The sequence below is a fragment of the Chloroflexota bacterium genome (assembly GCA_016875535.1).
GTDB lineage: Bacteria > Chloroflexota > Dehalococcoidia > SHYB01 > SHYB01 > VGPF01.
Window position 1 is genome coordinate 1 of sequence record VGPF01000027.1, and the last position, 18,044, is coordinate 18,044.

19 protein-coding genes are annotated in these 18,044 nt (G+C 61.6%); 7 read left to right on the forward strand and 12 right to left on the reverse strand.

Annotated elements, in window-relative coordinates:
- Window positions 1-349 precede the first annotated feature (349 nt).
- The 5 genes from FJ039_08315 to FJ039_08335 form a co-directional block, all read right to left on the reverse strand.
- On the reverse strand, window positions 350-1,093 hold the full coding sequence (locus FJ039_08315; GenBank protein MBM4406168.1) for a GntR family transcriptional regulator: 744 nt from the start codon (window positions 1,091-1,093) through the stop codon (window positions 350-352).
- A 126-nt stretch (window positions 1,094-1,219) separates the two neighbouring features.
- Window positions 1,220-1,831 carry a hypothetical protein gene (locus tag FJ039_08320; GenBank protein MBM4406169.1) on the reverse strand — a complete coding sequence of 204 codons (612 nt, stop codon included), beginning with the start codon at window positions 1,829-1,831 and terminating at the stop codon, window positions 1,220-1,222.
- A 565-nt stretch (window positions 1,832-2,396) separates the two neighbouring features.
- Window positions 2,397-2,714, reverse strand: coding sequence for a MaoC family dehydratase (locus tag FJ039_08325; protein MBM4406170.1), 318 nt, complete (start codon window positions 2,712-2,714; stop codon window positions 2,397-2,399).
- Window positions 2,611-2,784 carry a hypothetical protein gene (locus FJ039_08330; protein MBM4406171.1) on the reverse strand — a complete coding sequence of 58 codons (174 nt, stop codon included), beginning with the start codon at window positions 2,782-2,784 and terminating at the stop codon, window positions 2,611-2,613. Before FJ039_08330 ends, FJ039_08325 begins: the two co-directional genes overlap by 104 nt.
- A gap of 202 nt (window positions 2,785-2,986) precedes the next feature.
- A complete protein-coding gene (locus FJ039_08335) occupies window positions 2,987-3,379 on the reverse strand; it encodes a hypothetical protein (GenBank protein ID MBM4406172.1) in 393 nt (130 codons plus the stop codon).
- Window positions 3,380-3,539: 160 nt separating this feature from the next.
- Here FJ039_08335 and FJ039_08340 point away from each other — a divergent pair, with 160 nt between their 5' ends.
- The 4 genes from FJ039_08340 (at window position 3,540) to FJ039_08355 (ending at window position 6,836) form a co-directional block, all read left to right on the forward strand.
- Window positions 3,540-4,679: an acyl dehydratase gene (locus FJ039_08340; protein MBM4406173.1), complete on the forward strand. Its 1,140-nt coding sequence runs from the start codon at window positions 3,540-3,542 to the stop codon at window positions 4,677-4,679.
- Window positions 4,680-4,791: 112 nt separating this feature from the next.
- Complete coding sequence (locus tag FJ039_08345) at window positions 4,792-5,256, forward strand: hypothetical protein (protein MBM4406174.1); 465 nt, start codon at window positions 4,792-4,794, stop codon at window positions 5,254-5,256.
- The gene (locus FJ039_08350; protein ID MBM4406175.1) at window positions 5,253-5,666 is read left to right on the forward strand and encodes a hypothetical protein; all 414 of its coding nucleotides are present in this window, start codon (window positions 5,253-5,255) and stop codon (window positions 5,664-5,666) included. The genes FJ039_08345 and FJ039_08350 overlap by 4 nt, the downstream gene beginning before the upstream one ends.
- A 132-nt stretch (window positions 5,667-5,798) precedes the next feature.
- A complete protein-coding gene (locus tag FJ039_08355) occupies window positions 5,799-6,836 on the forward strand; it encodes a D-2-hydroxyacid dehydrogenase (GenBank protein MBM4406176.1) in 1,038 nt (345 codons plus the stop codon).
- 25 nt (window positions 6,837-6,861) lie between these two features.
- Here the strand turns inward: FJ039_08355 and FJ039_08360 are convergent, their stop codons facing one another.
- On the reverse strand, window positions 6,862-7,764 hold the full coding sequence (locus FJ039_08360; GenBank protein MBM4406177.1) for an SDR family NAD(P)-dependent oxidoreductase: 903 nt from the start codon (window positions 7,762-7,764) through the stop codon (window positions 6,862-6,864).
- Between the two features lie 118 nt (window positions 7,765-7,882).
- Between FJ039_08360 and FJ039_08365 the strand changes: the two genes are divergently transcribed.
- Window positions 7,883-9,067, forward strand: coding sequence for an acyl-CoA dehydrogenase (locus FJ039_08365; GenBank protein ID MBM4406178.1), 1,185 nt, complete (start codon window positions 7,883-7,885; stop codon window positions 9,065-9,067).
- A gap of 1 nt (window position 9,068) precedes the next feature.
- Here the strand turns inward: FJ039_08365 and FJ039_08370 are convergent, their stop codons facing one another.
- Genes FJ039_08370 through FJ039_08380 form a run of 3 tightly spaced genes read right to left on the reverse strand, consistent with a single transcriptional unit; the run spans window position 9,069 to window position 11,595 of the window.
- Window positions 9,069-9,884: an enoyl-CoA hydratase/isomerase family protein gene (locus tag FJ039_08370; GenBank protein ID MBM4406179.1), complete on the reverse strand. Its 816-nt coding sequence runs from the start codon at window positions 9,882-9,884 to the stop codon at window positions 9,069-9,071.
- 7 nt (window positions 9,885-9,891) lie between these two features.
- Window positions 9,892-11,256 carry a hypothetical protein gene (locus FJ039_08375; GenBank protein ID MBM4406180.1) on the reverse strand — a complete coding sequence of 455 codons (1,365 nt, stop codon included), beginning with the start codon at window positions 11,254-11,256 and terminating at the stop codon, window positions 9,892-9,894.
- Between the two features lie 30 nt (window positions 11,257-11,286).
- Entirely contained in the window at window positions 11,287-11,595 is a 309-nt protein-coding gene (locus FJ039_08380; GenBank protein MBM4406181.1) for a hypothetical protein, read from the reverse strand.
- Between the two features lie 219 nt (window positions 11,596-11,814).
- On the opposite strand from FJ039_08380, the gene FJ039_08385 reads away from it, so the two are divergent.
- Together FJ039_08385 and FJ039_08390 are read left to right on the forward strand one after the other, a co-directional pair.
- Window positions 11,815-12,612: a hypothetical protein gene (locus FJ039_08385; protein MBM4406182.1), complete on the forward strand. Its 798-nt coding sequence runs from the start codon at window positions 11,815-11,817 to the stop codon at window positions 12,610-12,612.
- 148 nt (window positions 12,613-12,760) lie between these two features.
- Window positions 12,761-14,488 carry an ABC transporter substrate-binding protein gene (locus FJ039_08390; protein MBM4406183.1) on the forward strand — a complete coding sequence of 576 codons (1,728 nt, stop codon included), beginning with the start codon at window positions 12,761-12,763 and terminating at the stop codon, window positions 14,486-14,488.
- 80 nt (window positions 14,489-14,568) lie between these two features.
- Here the strand turns inward: FJ039_08390 and FJ039_08395 are convergent, their stop codons facing one another.
- The 3 genes from FJ039_08395 to FJ039_08405 all read right to left on the reverse strand — a co-directional run bounded on the left by FJ039_08395 (window position 14,569) and on the right by FJ039_08405 (window position 17,978).
- Entirely contained in the window at window positions 14,569-15,369 is an 801-nt protein-coding gene (locus FJ039_08395) for a hypothetical protein (GenBank protein MBM4406184.1), read from the reverse strand.
- A gap of 110 nt (window positions 15,370-15,479) precedes the next feature.
- Entirely contained in the window at window positions 15,480-16,298 is an 819-nt protein-coding gene (locus tag FJ039_08400; protein MBM4406185.1) for an amidohydrolase, read from the reverse strand.
- A gap of 60 nt (window positions 16,299-16,358) precedes the next feature.
- Window positions 16,359-17,978, reverse strand: coding sequence for a thiamine pyrophosphate-binding protein (locus FJ039_08405; protein MBM4406186.1), 1,620 nt, complete (start codon window positions 17,976-17,978; stop codon window positions 16,359-16,361).
- Between the last annotated feature and the right edge of the window lie 66 nt (window positions 17,979-18,044).

Genomic DNA, 18,044 nt, shown 5'->3' on the forward strand with positions numbered 1-18,044 from the left:
GGGTCGCCGCCGTGACGCCCAACTCCCGGGACAGCGCGTCCAACTCTTCCCCATGCAGCAGCCGCATCACCGCTCCGCTCTTGCGCCGAGAGGAGAATCTCCCTCGCTCAACGCGGCCTCGATCAAGTGCTCCCTCGCCCTTTCCATCCATCATGGACACCTCCTTGAGTTTGTGGCATCATGCCCCAATTCCGTGTCCAAGAAAATCCTAGGGCGGGGGAGCCTGACGTGACAGGGACGGTTATCGCCGTTTCAATGCAGAACAGGAAACCGACCTACAGGAAATTACTGGCAGCGTAGTTTGAGGAGTGGGCGGATTTCCCGCAGTGAGCTGGCTCTAGGCTCCTGCTTACGATTTCTGCCCAACGGGAATCTTGACCTGAGTGGTCAGGTCCATACCCCGAAGGCCGAACTGCAACAAGTGGTGGCTGAGGCTCTTCTGCAGGATGTCTTGCGTCAGCTCCGAGGCGCGCTTCCCATCATGGGCACGGATGGCCATAAGGATGGCCTTGTTCGGCTCGACGGTTTGAATAAGACGGTCAGCCCGGAGGAAGGTCAAGCGCCGGAAGCGCCGAGCTTGCTGCCATAGAGCTTCAAGCTGGCGCTGCAGCAGTTCGTTGCCGGAAGCCTTGGCTATCGTTCTGCCTAACTCTTGGTTCAGAAGGTCGTAATCCTGGATGCGCCCTTCAGCAATCATCTTGGGCGCCTCTTCAAAACGCTGGAGCAACGCCTCAAATTCCTTGCCAACGTGATCCTGCTCGGCAGCAAGCTGGGCAGAGAGACCCTCAAGGGCTTGTCTGATCTGGTACAACTCAACCACCGTCTTCACTGAAATATCGGTGACGAAAGCTCCGCGTCCTGGTGTGATCCGGACCAGGTCCTCCCGACTGAGCAGGCGCAGTGCTTCGCGCACCGGTGTGCGGCTGACGCCGTACTTCTCCGCTAAATCGTCTTCAAAAAGGGGCTGTCCGGGTTGAAGCTCCCATGAAAGGATAGCCTCCCGCAGGGCGATATAGACTCGCTCAGAGGCAGTGCTGGCGCGATCCTTCATCGGTGTCTCCCTCCAGACAAAAAGTCTGCCCGGAGTATGCATTAGATATACGAAATGTTCAACTGTGCATATCAGGAAGGCGCGACGGATATGGCATTATGTCAATGTAAAGGCTCCGAATCGCTGCTAGCGCAAGGGGAAAATGGCCGCGAACGGAAATGACACCGTTTAACTTACGGGCTTCACTTCTCGGCTGATCGAGAGGGTGCCCCCGTAGTGATAGAGGCTTCGGCCAGCATCAGCGCCGACGACAAAGATATCGAAGTATTCGGGGCTTCGGAAGCAGGAGATCTGGGTTTCCGGCACGTCCCAGAGCCACTGAAGCTCGGGATGCGCCACAACAAAGCCTTGCTTAGGTTTGTTCAGCATCAGCTTTTGGAAGGACATCTTGGAGGCCTTGTAGAGCATCTCCTTAACGTCCTGAATAGATAGCCCGTGCTGGGCGAAGGCCTCTGCATGGTCCGGGCACATGAGGATCAGGTTCTGCGAATCGCCGTGAAAGGGCCCAGGACCGGACTTATCACCGGGGGAACTGATGAGCCAGTAGCCTGTGCTCACCTGGGCGGCGTTGCAGGTGGCGGTGGCGAAGGTCTCGATGAGGAGCTTGGGGTCGTGGTTCTGAAAGTCAAAGAGCTCACAGACACCGTAGGGAACGTTCACTGTGACGATGGACTGGTCCTTTCGATATCCCTTCAGCTCGCGATAGGCAGGCCAAGGATTCCGCTCTTCATTCTCCGCCACACATGCACCGAACTTAATGGTAGTACCGATGGTGTCCATGTCACTGACGCCTGGGTATGAATGGCCGACGTTCATCATCATGAGGCGCAGCGTGCGGCCGATGCTGACGTTGACTTGCGAAATCGCGCCGGGGCCTAGGGCCCCTCACCGATAATTCGCGCAAGCGCTAGGGTAACGCTATCGTCGCCATTGCCTGTGCCGAAGTGCCGCGCGGGTTTTCCATCACCAATTCTACGTCCACAAGCCCCCCGCCCTTCTCATCGCGATAGGCCTTGGTCACTTTCCCCATCACCGTTGCCGTATCGCCCACGCACGTCGGCTCCCGCATGGAGACACCGAGTTTTTGATTGCCCCCTCCGGGCCGCTCCAATCGGTCAGGAACCGGCCCAGCAGGGCCTGGTAGAACATCGCATTCACAAAGATATCCTTTGCCCTGTACTCCTGGCGAACGCGCTGTCATGGTGCGCCGGAAAAAGTCACGGGTTCCTGCGACAGCAAGGATAGCCCGTTGCAGCGAGATTTCAAGGGAGAGTGTGCCCATCTCCTGGCTGGCCTGGACCACGCCCCACGTGAGCCGCTTCCGCTGTCTGTCCCTCTTCACGGATCACTTCCTGTACCTGAAATAGACGCCGGTGTTTTTGCCCACAACCTCGAGCCGATGATTCACGAACTTCGTCACCTGCGTCACAAAGTGCCCCTCGCCGAGGCGCGTCTTTTTCTGCGCTGAGATGTCCGTGATCGTATCGCGCGCGCCGATTCGGTCTCCGGGGCGCACGGGCAGCAGGTACTCCTGCGTCGCCCCCGTGGCGATATTCCCCTCATAGCCTGCCAGCGTGACGCGCTGCAGCATATCGGGGTCGCCGTCTCGCTTGGGCCAGGTGGGCTGTTGGACCCAGGTAAGCAGCATCATGGGGGGGAGCATTGATGCCGCCGTAGAGAGACTTCTTGGCAAACGCCTCGTGGGTGTAGAGGAGGGTCGCGTCTTCCACCATCTCGCACCAAAGGCGGATCTGGCCTTCGTGACCTCGTCAGGGCCCCAGGTGATTTCGGATTCAGCGCCGAAAAGCGCCGCAAGCTGCGGGGGCAAACCGGCGCCTTGTGTCACCGAAGCTATCGCTTTCCGCGCCCGGCGCCGATGATCTCATCCACGATGTGCTGGTCTTCCCCAAGCAGCAGGGCCCGCCGGTAGATGCGCTACGGTGTCTCCGGCCATATGGCGGCGTTCCCCGGATACGTATAGCTCTCGCCCAGCTCCGGGTGTTCAACCTTCTTGAAAAAGTCACGAGCCAATAAGTGCTCGTCGTGGACAAGCTCCTCCGGCGCGTTGATGCGCATCCACGTCAGGCCGATCTTCTGCTCGAATCGCTCCGGCTCGCCACGTCGGTACGGCCCGCCGATGCCGTAATAGCTTGAGACCTTTAGCCCGGAATCCTTGGCTCGTTTGATGCCCTTTTTAAGCCCGTAATCCTCTAACTTCTCTCTTTGCACACGGGTCGCCTGGAACCCAGCTCGCGCCCAGCCGTCCACGCACTGGCCGAAATCCCAGCCGGGCGTCGTCGTCACTGCCATGAAGAGCTTTGGATCCACGCTATGCCTTCCCGGCCCTTCGGCAATCGTATACAATGCGCATGCAGCCGCGCACGTTTGTAACACTAAACCTGGCGTCCTGTCCAGTAACTTGCGAATCCCCCACGCCGCAAGGTAGTCTGCCGGTCGCTGCTCTAGCCATGACCCTCGGAGAACACCTATGACGACCAACCTAGGGATCGAAGCGAAAATCACTGACGAGATGCTGGCAAAGGCCAGAGTCCGCCTCGGCCAGGAAACACCTATCTCCAACCCGTGGAATACCGAGGTCACACGCGACAACATCCGCCAGTGGGTCGAAGCCATCGGCGATGTGAACCCCCTCTGGATTGACCCTGCCTACGCCGCCAAGACGCGTTACGGAACGTTGCTCGCGCCCCCAAGCTTCCTCTACACCTGCAACCAGGGCCCGATCCATCGCGGCGCTACGGCAGGCGGCTTCCGCGGCTTCCCCGGCATTCACCGCTTCTGGGCCAAGGAAGAATGGGAGTGGTTCGTCCCCATGAAGCTCAGCGACCAGATTCGCGGCACCACCAAGGTCAAGGAATTCATCGAGCATCGCAGCACCCTTGGCGGCCGCTCCATCGAAGACGTGACGGAGCAGGCCTTCTATAACCAGCGCAACGAACTCATCGCCCTCCACCGTATGTTCTTCGTAAACGTCGAGCGTAAGACGGCAGGCGAAAAGGGCAAGCACAAAGAGCACAAGGCCTATCGCTACACCGAAAAAGAACTGGCCCAGATCGAAGCTGACATTGACAGGGAAGTCGTCCGCGGCGCGAAACCTCTTCACTGGAACGACGTGCAGATCGGCGAAGAGATTCCCCACGTCGTCAAAGGCCCCTTCACCACTACTGAGGCCGTCGCCTTCGTTGCAGGCTGGGGCGGCCCCTTCATCATGGCCTCGGAGGTCACCCACAGATATATCCGCGCTCATCCCAAGGCCAATGTCCCCGATCGCGAGACCAATGCCCCTGATTTCCCCGAGCGCGCCCACTGGGACAACAGCTTCGCTCGCGAAGTCGGCGCGCCCGGCGCATACGATTTCGGCGGCCAGCGCGTCGCCTGGGTCATGCACGCCCTCCACAACTGGGGCGGCGATGACGCCTCCATCCGCTCCATCTCAGCCAAGCTCGTGAAGTTCAACGTCCTTGGCGATACCCAGTGGTGCAAGGCCAAGGTCACCGGCAAAACCGTTGAGAAAGGTCAGCATCTGGTCGCCCTGGAAGTCTGGTGTCAGAACCAGCGCAATGAGATCACCCTTACTGGCGAGGCGAAGGTCCAACTCCCGGAAAAGTAGCCCGTCAGTGAAGCGCTAGCCCACGCCTCCTTGCATCGTGATTCACTGGCTCTTGCCATCCTTTGGTAGAGTATGGGCCTCCCCCCTTCACCTGATGGATAGAGGGCTTTTGATGCCTCGCGCATATTGCAAGACGCCGAAACCGCCCAATCGCGCCATCACGCTGGATGACCTCCACGTCGGCTATGAGCGCACCTGGGAGAGGGACATCACTCAAGAGCTCGTCTTCTGGTACGCCGACCTTTCGGAAGACTATTCACCCTGGTACGGCCTCTTCGAATCCCCATTCGGCGACCCGGTGGCGCCGCCGCTGCTGATCGGCCGCATCGCCATCTGGACCACCGAGCCTCTAGGGAGGATGAAAGGCTTCGTGAACACCCGTAACATGACGGAGATCTTCGGCCCGGTCTTCGTCGGCAGCCGCATCCGGCTCCACGGGCGCATCACGGATAAATACCAGAAACGCGACCGCTGGTACATTGACCAGATCGTTGAAGCCCACGAAGTGGGAACAGACAGGTTGCTCCTTCGGGACAAAAAAACCTACATGGTCGCTCGAAGCCAAGGATCCTCATGATCCAGGTCACGCCTGCAACACCGGTGGGCACTGCCCTGCCTACCTTCTCCCGGACCATAACGAGCGCCATCATGAACTCGCGGCAATGGGCCGGCACGAACCCCATCCACGTGGACACCGCCATCGCCAAGGCCCAGGGCTTTGAGCGCCCCATCGCGACGGGCCACATCCTCTCGGCCTATATGCAAGAGGCCTGCATCCGCTTCTTCGGAGAGCACTTCTTCTGCGATGCTACTATTGATGTTCGTTTCATCCATCCCTTCTTTTTGAACGATACCGTCACCATCGGCGGCGTCATCAAGTCGGCGAAGAAAGAGGCCGGAGGCGTTCGCTTCACCGCCGACCTTTGGTGCACGAACGAGCAGAGCGAAAAGGTTGCAGTGGCTGTGGCAACCGTCCTTGTCGCTTAGGCGCATCAGTCCCATTCTGCGTCGCCTGCAGTTGTCCTTTGCACTGCCTGGAGAGGGACTCTTCAGCTTTGTGAGCCATGCGGCGACGCTCGAGCCCTTCGTGTATAATCCGCTTCCCCTGAGAGGCAAGCCATGCGAACCGATCCCCTGCGCGTCGTATGCACCTGGCCGGTGAAGGACGATGAAATGAAGGTCATCGCCGGAGCAGACCCCTGCGTGCGCGTCACGCAAGCCCCGTACGTCGAGCCGGAGGCCCGTAGAGACCTCCGCCGCAAAGGGGCCCTGGATGAGATCGCCGGGCAGCCGTTTCCCCCGTCAGCCGAATTTCTCGAGCAAGTGAAGACCGCCGAAGTCGTTTACGGTCTCGACTTCCCTACAGGCTTCCCAAAGCTGGCCCCAAAGCTGAAGTGGGTGCAGATCCTGGGCGCAGGAACCGATCATCTCCCGGGAGGCTCGGGCCTCTTTGAAAGCTCCATCATCGTCACCAAGCTCGGCGGCCCCAGCCTGCCCAACATCGCCGAGTACGTGATGAGCGCGATGCTCGACCACGTGAAGCTCTCAAAGGCCTACATCCTCAACCAACCCAAGATGCAGTGGACACGGCTCCCTACAGACACCCTTGCCGGGAAGACCGTCGGCATCGTGGGGCTTGGGCGCATCGGTGGGTTCGTCGCGAGATTCTCGAAGGCCTTCTCCATGCGCGTCTTGGCCTCTCGTCGCACGATGGGGGGCGCCCCCGAGCCTGATGTGGACGCTCTCTACCCGCCAAACCGCCTATTGGAGATGCTGCCCCAGTGCGACTTCATCGTGGTCGCAACAGCCCTAACGCCGGAGACCCGCAACCTCATCGGCGAGCGAGAGTTGCGGGCCATGAAGAGATCGGCGCTGCTTATCAACGTCGCCCGTGGTGAAGTCGTGGATGAGCCTATGCTCATCCGGGCGCTGAAAGAGGGCTGGATCGCGGCGGCGCACCTTGATGTCTTTCAGCAAGAGCCGTTGCCGCCCTCGAGCCCTCTCTGGGACATGCCGAACGTGACGATCACGCCCCATGCCTCTGCCGTGATGCCCGGCCTCACCGCCGGAAGGATGCAAATCTTCGCCGAACAGATCCGTCGCTACCTGGCCGGCGAACCCCTCATGTACGTTGTAGATAAGAAGAAGGGGTACTGACGTGCCCATATCCGTTCTCCGCCACCTACGAGTAAGTCGTCGGCCCCTGGGCGATCTCCATCGTCCCCATCGCCTTCACAAGCTCTTCAAGGCTCCATTTGCCCTCTTTGAAGAGATGCTTGGTGATCGTCAACGGCTGAAAGAGGCCTACGTGGCTCCCCTGCACTAAGAAGAACTGGCCGTTGATCTTCGCCGCCTCCTCCGTGCACAACGCTCCCACTGCTACGGCGATTTTGGCCGGGTCCTGCGGCTCCTTCCCCATCCGCTGACTCTGGGCGGCGGTCGCCCCGGTTGCCGCCCAGCGCGCCCTGCTCTCCGTGACCATGCGCGTATTCGCCGCGTCCGGGTTCACCGCATTCACCGTGATGCCGTACGGGGCCAGGTCACGACTGACCACATTCGTGAAGCCGAAGATTCCCCCCTTGCCTGCGCCGTACGGGGCCGTTCCAGTGCTCCCGATGAGCGCCGCCCGCGAGACAAGATTGACGATGCGCCCCCATCTCTGCCGCTTCATATGCTCGCAGGCGTGGCGGGTGCAGTTGAACGTCCCAAAGAGGTGCACACCCACTACAGAAGCGAAAGTCTCCGGCTTAAGCTCATGGATCGGCGCTCCGGTGCTCGTCCCGGCGTTGTTGACCAAGATATCTATCTTGCCGAACGTCTTGACCGCCGCCTCGATGATGCGGCGTGCCCCCTCGAACTCCGCCACGCTCTCGTAGTTTGCGATGGCGCGCCCGCCCCTCGCCTTGATCTCCGCTACCACCTGGTCCGCAGGTGTGCTGTCCGAACCAACGCCCGCCGTTGAGGTTCCCAGGTCGTTGACCACCACCGCTGCTCCCATCTCCGCCAGTGTGTGCGCGATCGCTCTGCCGATCCCTCTCCCTGCTCCCGTCACAACGGCGACTCTTCCCGCCAATTGACGCTCCATGGCAAGCTCCTTGACCCGATGACGCGCGTATCATAGGCAACAGGTTCGCCTTTCGCAAAACCGTATTCATACGATGTAGGGCGTATAATCACGCCCCAAACCACTCGCGAGGCGCCCCGTGAATTGGCTCTTCACTCCTGAGCAAGACAGATTCCGCGCAGAGGTCAAAGCCTTCCTCAAAAAGGAGCTTCCCAAGGACTGGGACGGCTACCCGGAGGGCGACCAGTATTTCGCGGCGGGCATGGCCTGGACCCAGTCCCTCGTGAAAAAGTTCGTCGCCAACGGCTGGTTCACCATGGCCTGGCCCAAGGAATACGGCGGCGCGGAGCGCAGCGTCCTTGAGCAGGTCATCTTCAAAGAGGAGATGTCCTACAACTGCATCCCAATGACGGCCATCGGCGGCGCAGGCGTCGCCTGGGTCGGCCCCGCCTTAATGCAGGCCGGCACCCCGGAGCAGAAGAAAGAGCACCTGCCGCCTATCTCCAGCGGCGAAAAGTACTGGTGCACCGGCTATAGCGAGCCCAACACCGGCTCCGACCTCGCTTCCCTGGAGACCCGCGCCGTCCGCGATGGCGATGACTACATTGTCAACGGCAGCAAGATTTGGACGAGCTCGGCGCACGTCTCCGATTGGTGCTGGCTCGCCGTTCGCACCGATTTTGCCGCCCCTAAGCACAAGGGCATCAGCCTCCTCATGGCCGATATGAAATCACCCGGCGTCCGCATCCGGCCCATCGAAGATATGGCAGGCCATCACCTCTTCAACCAGGTCTACTTCGATGATGTGCGCGTCCCCGTCCGCTACCGCGTCGGCGATGAGAACAAAGGCTGGTACGTCCTCGCCATGGCCCTGGACTTCGAGCGCTCCGGCATCTGGGGTGCGGCGGGCAACCTCCGTCGCGTTCACGATCTCCAGCGCTTCCTCGGCCAGGAAGAATGGAAGCGCGTCTCTCCCTTCCGCAAGGCCGTCCTTCGCAACCAGCTCGCCGAGCACGATATCGAAGCCCGCATCGGCCGCAACCTCTGCTATCGGATCGGCTGGATGCAAAGCAAGGGCATGATCCCCAACGCGGAGACCTCTATCACCAAGGTCTTCCTCAACGAGTCCACCCAGCGCCTCTCCGCCGTCGGCATGACCATCTTGGGCCTCTGGGGCCATTGTGAACCCGGCTCAAGGTGGGCGCCGCTCCAAGGCAGGATCGAGCGGACCTACATCAAGGATAGATCGGCGACCATCGGCGGCGGGACGTCGGAAGTCCAGAGGAACGTCATCGCGGGACGCGGCCTCGGCCTTCCGCGCTAGCCTACCGGTTCCGGTAGTTGCCCTTCCGCTTTTGGGCAAAGGCCAGCGCCGCCTCTTTCTTGTCCTCGCAGATCGCCGTGAGCGATTCAACAGCCGCGCAGTAATGGTGCGTGCTCACCACTTCCTGCCAGATGCGCTGGTTCAGCGCAGACTTCGTCCACCTGATCGCCATCGGCGCCCCTTCAACCAGCTCCTTCGCCAGCTCCAGCGCCTTCGGCATCACCTGGCCCTGCGGCACAACGTGGTTCACCAGGCCGTACTTCAGCGCCTCGTGCGCCTTCAGCAGGCGGCCCGTCATCAGCATCTCCTTCGCCCGGTTCATGCCAATGAGGAAGGGCCACATCAGCGCGCCGCCGTCCCCCGCCACAAGCCCCATCCGCACATGCGTGTCGCCGATGCGCGCCGTCTCCGCCATGATGGTGATGTCGCACATCAGCGCCAGCGTCGCCCCGAATCCTGCGGCATCGCCGTTGATCGCCGCGATGGTGGGCACTTCGCAGTTCAAGTAGTCATGGATGATCCACTTGCCCCCGCGCAGGATCCCGCCGATCGTCTTCGGCGGCTCGTTTACCTCTGCCGCCTTCGCCATCACCTTCACATCCCCGCCTGCGCTGAACGCCCGCTCCCCCGCGCCGGTCAGGATGACGCAGCGCACGCGCTCGTCATGGTTGAACGCGATAAGGATCTCTTCGAGCCCTTGGTGGATCGCCGGGTTCGTGGCGTTCATCCGCTCAGGCCGGTTGATGGTGATCGTGGCGATATGGTCCTCCACCTTCACCAGGAGGTCCACCTCCGCGTAGCGTGAATAGTCGTTCATCGCCGCCTCATCGCGGTCGCTTCACCTGACGGCTGATGGAGAGCGTCCCGCCGAAGTGGTACAGACTCCGCCCGGCGTCCGCCCCCACGACGAAGATATCGAAGTCCTCAGAGTTGCGGAACATTGAAATCTCGGTCTCCGGGTAATCCCACAGCCACTGCATATGGGGATTTGCGACCTCGAAAGCCTGCCTGGGCTTGGCCAGCATGAGGCTGCGGAAGGACATCCGCGAGCCGTTGTACAGGGCCTCCTTCAACCGCTGGAGGCTCCAGCCCGCGTTGCGGAAGACCGTGGCATGGTCAGGGCAGAGAAGGATGAGATTCTGCCGCTCGCCGTGCATCGGTCCCGTGGCGTCGGGGCTGCTGATGAGCCAATTTCCTGAGCCCGTCTGCGCGCCGTTCTTGATGGCGGAGCAGAACGATTCCACCAGCAGCTCCGGATCGTGGTTCTGGAAATCAAAGAGCTCGCAGACCCCGTACGGCACGTTCACCGTCACCGTCGTGGCGCTTCGGTCATACCCCTTGGAGACCCGGTACGGCTCCCACGGGTTCGCCGCCTCGTTCTCCGCCACGCAGGCGCTGAACTTCATGGCGCTGCCGATCGTGTCCATATCGCTCACGCCCGGGTATGAATGGCCCACGTTCATCATGATGAGCCGGAGGGCCCTGCCGATGCTCACGTTGACTTGAGAGATTGAGCCTGGGCCCAACGCGCAGACCCCGTGGTTCATCCCGATCTCCTGCGCCATCGGCCCGCTCACCATCACCACCGGCGCCTGCGGTCCCGTGGACATCGCGAAGCCCCGCAGCCCGATCCGCGGCTCCAAGATGCACTCCATCATCGCGAGGATGATCGGCATCGTCGCTGGCTTGCACCCCGCCATCACCGCATTGGCCGCGATCTTCTCCACCGTCCCTATCCCGAATCCCGGCTCAAAGAGGCCGACGACCTCGTCGCCTTTGCGGCCCGAGGCGGCGATCATCGCCTCCACCTTCGCCCGCGTCGGCGGCACTAGCGGCATGCCGTCGCTCCACCCTGCGCGGATGAAGGCCGTTTGCATCTCATCAAAGCAGGCCAGCAGGTCGCCGGCCGTGTAAACAAGCTCAGGCTCCGTCGCAAGGGTGACGTGCTTGACGCTCGGGAGCCTGCCCAGAAGCTCTTGCTTGTGGGTCAATGCCGCGATGATTTGCGGGAGCGCCGCGTCCACCATGGCATGGATCCGCCCGGGGTCCTGATTAGTGAACGGATACGGCACCTCCGCGATGGGCGCTTCGGGGCAGCCGTAGACATTCGCGCTCCAGTGCGCGTCTTCCACAAAGCCCTTCGCCGTCCACGCGACCGTCGCGACGCCTCGCTTCTCCAATTCGCTCATGTCACGCACGAGCGCTGAGGTGCAGTTCCCTCAGTCGGCGGTTGCCCCCACCACTGCCGCGCAATCCTTCGCCATGCTGTCGAACTGCGCATTGGAGGCACGACGAGCAAAGGTTCCGTGCTCGCCGAAATACTCGCGGAACTTGGACGTGGGATAGAGGCGCTGAAGCAATTCCTTGGTGCGCGTAAGCCCAATTTCCCCACCCGCCTTCGAGTTCCAGAACAGTCCGATCGTCTTCCCCTCTAAGGTCTGTGGCCGCGCCGCTGGCGGGAAGCGATTGGCCCGCGGCGTCGCTGCCTGAGCCAGTGCGATTGGGTTTACGATGCGAAGTTCAGCCATAACCACTCCTTTGGCGCCTGCCCAACTTTATCTTGGTAAGTATCTACCCTATTGCAAGCCCTGCATCAACCTACGGTATGGGGGAGAGCGGATACACCAAAACCGGAACATCTCTGGAGATCCCCAGGATACAGTCTCGACAAAGCCCTAGAGACGTGGCATGCTTCGCCAGTCAGAGGGCCGAGACGAAACGCAGAGGCCCGGCGGAAGGGAGCCAAGATGCCAGTCTCCAGAGAACAATTGAAAAAAGTCTGGACTCTTCCCAGCAAGGGCTCCTTCCTGCCGCCCAACGAGGCGCACCACCTCTGTCCCGGCTGTGGAGAGCCCGCCGCCTATCGCCTCATCGCCGAGCTTCTCGACGAGATGAACCTGCGCGAGCGCTCCATCTACGTAGCTGGCATCGGCTGCTACAACGGCATGGGCAGCTACCTCAACGTGGACCAGATGAAGGCCCTTCACGGGCGCGCCCCGTCTGTGGCTACCGGCGTCAAGCGCACGCTTCCTGACCGCTTCGTCTTCACCATCCAGGGTGACGGCGACCTCGTCAGCGAAGGCCTATCCGAAGCCCTCCACTGCGCCGCCAGGGGCGAAAAGTTCACCACCATCCTCGTCAACAACACCGTGAACGGCGAGACGGGCGGCCACATGACGGCAACCACCCTCGTCGGTCAGAAGACCAAGAGCACCCTCCAGGGTCGTGATGCCGCAGTTCACGGCAGTCCAGTGAAAACAGCTGAGCTGATTGCCCAGCTGGATGGTACCGCCTACTCTGCCCGCGGCTCGGTCCACAGCCCCGTCGCCATCAATCGCACCAAGCGCATGATTCGCCGCGCCTTTGAGGCCCAAGAGCAGAAGCTAGGCTTCAGCTTCGTTGAGATTCTCACCATGTGCCCAACAGGTTGGTTTATGGAGACTTGGGAGGCGCCCAAGTACATGGAAGATGTCATGACCAAATACTTCACCCTCGGTGAATGTAAAGTCCATCCCATGCTTGCCGAAACCGGCCCCCTCTCATAAGGTCCCTGCTCTTGCGCCGCAGCCCCTGCTCCAGGAGGAACCTTCAGCCTGGGTCCTCTCTATACGCACACCTTGACACATATCTGATGAATCGTGAACATATACGCGACTATTGTCCCTTGAGTAGTGAGTCCACAAGGAGGATCTGATGATGGTCTCGAAACGCTCCGTCTTTGCGATAGCAGCCTGCCTCATGACCTTCGTCCTCGTCCTAACCGCATGCGGCGGTGATGACGAAGAGCCCACCGCTACAAAAGCGCCTGTAGCCCCAACCGCCACAAGCGGGCCTGCCGCCACGGCGACTGCCGCCCCCACGGCCACTCGAGTGCAGCCTACGGCTACCGCCACCCCGGTACCCCCAACGCCAACCCCGGCGCCGCGCCTCGGAGGCACCCTGACCACCCGCCTGCCCACCGACCCGGTTAACTGGGACCCACACATCCGCCGCTCGAACGATACCTTCGTTCGCAGCCAGCCCCTCATCAGCAACCTCATTCGCTATGGCGCCAATAACGAAAAGGCCATCGAGCTTGATCTTGCTGAGAGCTACCAGCAGAGCGCCGATGGCACCACCTGGACCTTTAAGATTCGCCAGAACGTCAAATGGCATGACGGCAGGCCGCTTACTACCGACGACGTTGTCTACAGCCTCCTTCGCATGGCCAAGAGACAGCCGGCCTTTGTGCCTCTCCTCAGCGGCGTCTTTGCGACTGTGGACACCGTCACATCGCCTGACCCTTCCACCGTCGTCGTCAAGCTCACCGCGCCCACCCTCGTCTTCTCCAGCGGCCTCCTAAGCACCCATGCCGTCGTGCTTCCCAAGCACATCGGCGAAAACTTCGATAAAACGCCCATCGGCTCGGGCCCCTTCAAGCTGGAGAGCATCAAAGCCTCCAACGTGACCTCCTTCGTAAAAAACGCCGATTACTTCTTCAAGGGAATGCCCTACCTGGATCAGATTGACTACTTCACCATCGCGGATAACGCCGCCGCCCTCGCCGCCTTCGAGACCGGCCGCCTCCACTGGAGCGGCAACTCACCGGACATCATCAATCCGTCGAACGAATCTCGCATCAAGCAGATCCCCGGTGTGCAGATCTACAGACAGGCCTCAGGCATCTTTATCAGCTTCTTGAACACCATAGTCCCCGCGTTCAACGATGCCCGGGTCAGAAAGGCCATTCATCTCGCCTATGACCGGCCCGAGTTCGTTGCCGTTGCCCTCTTCGGTAATGGCAATCCGTACGTGATGGACGCCCTACCCTCAACCACGATATGGGGCGCGCCTGAAGACTACGTGAAAACGCTTCCCGGCTGGCGCTCGCCCAAGTCCGTAGACACTAACGAGGCCAAGGCCCTGATGGAGGCCGCAGGCTACAACAATAACAACCGCCTCAAGCTCTCCATGCTGACCATCGGCGCCCTTTTCGGCGAGCAGGCCGCCGTCGCAGCGACCCAGCTGCGCGCAGTCTACATTGACGCCACTGTGGAAGCCATTGATGCCGCCACAAGCACTCAACGACAGCAGGCCGGCAACTTCCAGATCGCCTTCTTAGCCGCCTCCGGCACCATTGACGACCCGGTTGGCGCCCATGCGCGGTTCTTCATCCCGGGAGCTGTAGGCAACTACTCCAAGCACAACATCCCCGAATTCAACAAGGCGTACGAAGAGCAGGATCGCCTGACCGACCAGGCCGCGCGCGTGAGAAAGGTCCGTGAGATGGCCCTTGTCGCCCTCGATAATGCCTGGTGGACCTACGTCAGCGAGCGCAATCGCATCCACGCCGTTCTGCGCCAGGTGCGCAACATGCCTCCCGGCGCCCTCGGCACCAACGCCAACATGTTCCGCTTCGAGCAGGTCTGGCTGCAGCCCTAGGTTCGGATTCGGCATAAACAAAGAGAAGGGGCGGCTGGGTTGCCAGCCGCCCCTTCTCTTTCGTTCGCAGATCGCTTCCCCTACCGCCCCTGAAACTTCGGCGGCCGCTTCTCAAAGAAAGCCGTCCGCCCCTCTTTCGCATCCTCGCTCTTCATCAGCCGCATCAACGCCTCAACGTCCTTTGGTAGGCTCTCGCTTAGCGGCCGTCCTGCGCCGTCTGCCATCCGCGCCTTGATCTCCTTCGTCGCCATCCCCGGCATGGCCCCCAGCTGCTTCGCCACCGATAGGGCCCTCGCCGCAAGCTCCGCATCGGGCACTGCCGCCGTCGCCAGGCCGATCGCCGCAGCCTCCTTCGCATCCACCTGGCGTCCGCTCAGGGAAATCTCCAGCGTCCGCCCCCTCCCCACCATGTTGGAAAGCCGCTGCATCCCGCCCCAGCCGGGCAGGATGCCGAGCGTGATTTCCGGGAGACCGAACTTCGCGCTCTCCGCGAAGATCCGCACATCGCACGCCAGCGCCAGCTCTGCGCCTCCGCCGAAGGCGAATCCGTTCACGGCGGCTACCACAGGCTTCGGAAAGACCTCGATCCGGTCGAAGAGCGTGAGGCCCTTTTTCGAGTACTCAACATTCTGCGCCTCGGTATGGCGTTGAAACGCAGCCACGTCCGCTCCTGCGGAGAAGAAGCGCGTTGGACCCCCAGTGATGACAACCGCAAGGATGTTCGCTTCGTGCTCGATGGCAGTCAGGGCATGGTTCAATTCATCCAGGACTGCCGGCGCAACGGCGTTCACCGGTGGATTCGCGAGCGTCAATATGGCGATTCGCTCGCTCTCCGTGACGCGCACAGATTTCAACGACTGTACCTTTTCAGCTAAAGACATTGGGACCTCCCTGGGGGATGCCCAGCCAGCCTATGGATAGAGCCCGCCGATGTCAACCCGGCCCCAGGGGAGGCAAAAGTGCCGCAGGTGCCCTCATAGAGAATCCGCAGCTAGGCAGTCGGCTCGAACTTGAAGAGCGAAGCCGCCGTCTTCCCCATGATCGCCTCTTGGTCCTCACGTGGCCGAGTCGAAAGATACTCCCTCAGCAACCGCCACACATTCCCGTAGCCCTCGCGGGTGCTGCGCGTCGGGTCCGACCCGATCATCACCCGGTTCGCCCCAAACGCCTCTATCGCCATGTCAATGAACGGCGGCGCCCTGCGGATATCGAATGGCGGGTGCGTCATCGTCGCCGGGCGGCGCATCATCTCCCCGAACCCCGTCACCTTGATATAGACGTTGGGATACTGGGCAAGCCCCATCACTTTCCGAAACTCCGTATACGGAGGTTTGGGGTTCTGCTTCTCGCCGCCCAGGCTGAACGTCTCCAGCACAGCGCCGTGCTCCAGCACCATGATGAGATCCGGGATCTCCTCGAGCATCCTCCGGAACTCGTCCAAAGCATACTGCCGCGTCATCCCGGGACAGCTCACCGGCATCTGCAGCTCCGCCGCCTTCCGCCAGATCGCCAGTGGGTCCTTCTCGGGCGACCGCTCCTCGGCCCAGAATCGCACGGCGGACATGCCCCGCTTCGCCCACTGCTCCAAAACCGTAGGCGCGTTAGGCTGTGTCACGTCCACCGTTCCCACAGCCGAGATCCTCCCAGGGTAACGCTTCACGCACTCCAGGAGGTACGAATTATCGAACTCCCCGCGATGCTGGCAGAGTACGCCCCTATCTACGTCATTCCAGTTCATCAGGAAGATGAACACTTCCACAGGCTCGAACCAGCCCTCGCCTGCGTGGTAGTGCGTGTCAATCGTCAGCACGGTCCCTCTCCCAAAGTCCGGTGGTGGAAGACGGAATCGCTGTCCGGGTCGTCGCCCGGTCTAGAAGCCGACCCCTTGAGACGCCCGCGCCGTCGGCTCCGTCTTCACATTCACCACCGCTGGCCCGTCGAACTTCAGCGCCCGCTGGATCGCGCCCTTGATATCCTTCGGATTCTCCACCCACTCGCCATGACAGCCGATCGGCGCCATCATCTGGTCGTACCGCAGCCAGCCCAGCTCCCGGCCCACGCTGCCGTACGTCCCTCGCCCGGTGAACCCGGCGTTGTTGCTGATGATCACCTTGATAGGCAGCTTATGCCGCACCGCCGTGTCCATCTCCATCCCGTTCCAGCCGAACGCTCCGTCGCCCGAAAGCACGATCACCGGCTTCCCTGGGTTCGCTGCCTGTGCCCCCAGGCCGAAGGGAACGCCCACGCCCATGCAGCCGTGGGGCCCCGCATTCAAGCTATGGCGAGGCTGGAAGAACGGGATCGAATGTCTCGCGAAACCCAGGATCTCATGCCCGTCCACCACAAGGATGGCGTCTCGCGGCATCACCTCACGCAGCTCCTTGCACAGCCGCAGCGGGTGGATCGGCATCGCCTCCGAGCTCAGATCGCTATTCTTCTCGCCCCGCGTCGAGTCCTCCCTCCGCAGATGCTCCGTCCACTTCGTGTACAAGGCCGGCTTCAGCCTGCCCTTTGACTCCTCGCTAAGCTGGTTGATCACCATCTTCACGTCGCCAAGGATGCCCACATCCACATGGCGGTTGTGGCCCAGCTCCTTCCCGTCAATGTTCACCTGGATGAACTTCGCGTCCGCCTTGAACCTCGGCGCGCGGAGATTCAGCGACATCGCATTCGCACGCGTCCCCAGCACCAGCACCGTATCCGCCTCTCGGAAAGCCGTGCTCCGCGCCGCGCCGAAGAAAAGCGGATGGTCCTCAGGGATTACCCCTCGGCCCTGCGGCGTCGTGTAGAACGGGATCCCCGTCTGCTCCACGAACCTCCGCATCTCGCTCCAAGCCTCCGACCACAACACCCCGCTCCCGCTCAGCACGATGGGGCTCTGCGCCTTCGCCAGAAGCTCCACCGCCTTCCGCACCTGCGCCGGGTCCCCCATCGGTCGCGAATCCACTCGATACCCCGTCGGGTACAACACCTTCGCCTCATCCACCTTGCTCATGATGATGTCACCGGGAAGGTCAAGATAGACTGCGCCCTTGCACCCCTCTTGCGCATGGCGCAGGCCCACGCTTACATACTCCGCCAGTCGGTGCGTCAGCTCCGCCTTGAAGGAGAGCTTCGTCACCGATCGGAACATCGGCACCTGGTCCATCTCTTGGAAGATCTCGTTCGTCAGGCCGGAAAGCGCAGCCGAGCCTCCCAAACACAACACCGGCGCGGCGTCCGCCTGGGCATTCGCGATGCCCGTGATCGCGTTCGCCGTCCCCGGCCCGGAGGCCGTCACGCAGATGCCCGTCTTCCCCGTGCATCGGGCGTAGGCGTGCGCCGCCATCGCCGCCGCCTGCTCGTGCCGCACGTAGTAGCACGTGATCCCCAGCTTCTCCGCCTCGGAAAGGATGGGCGAGATCGGCCCCCCCATCAGGTAAAAGATAACCTCGACGCCGTCATTCTTCAGCGCCTTCGCGACGATATGTGAGCCGGTCACTTCAGCCATCAGGACGCCTCCTAGAGGTAGTCGCGGGAAGACGCGGTACAGCGTAGGCGCGCTCTGCCCTCCTGT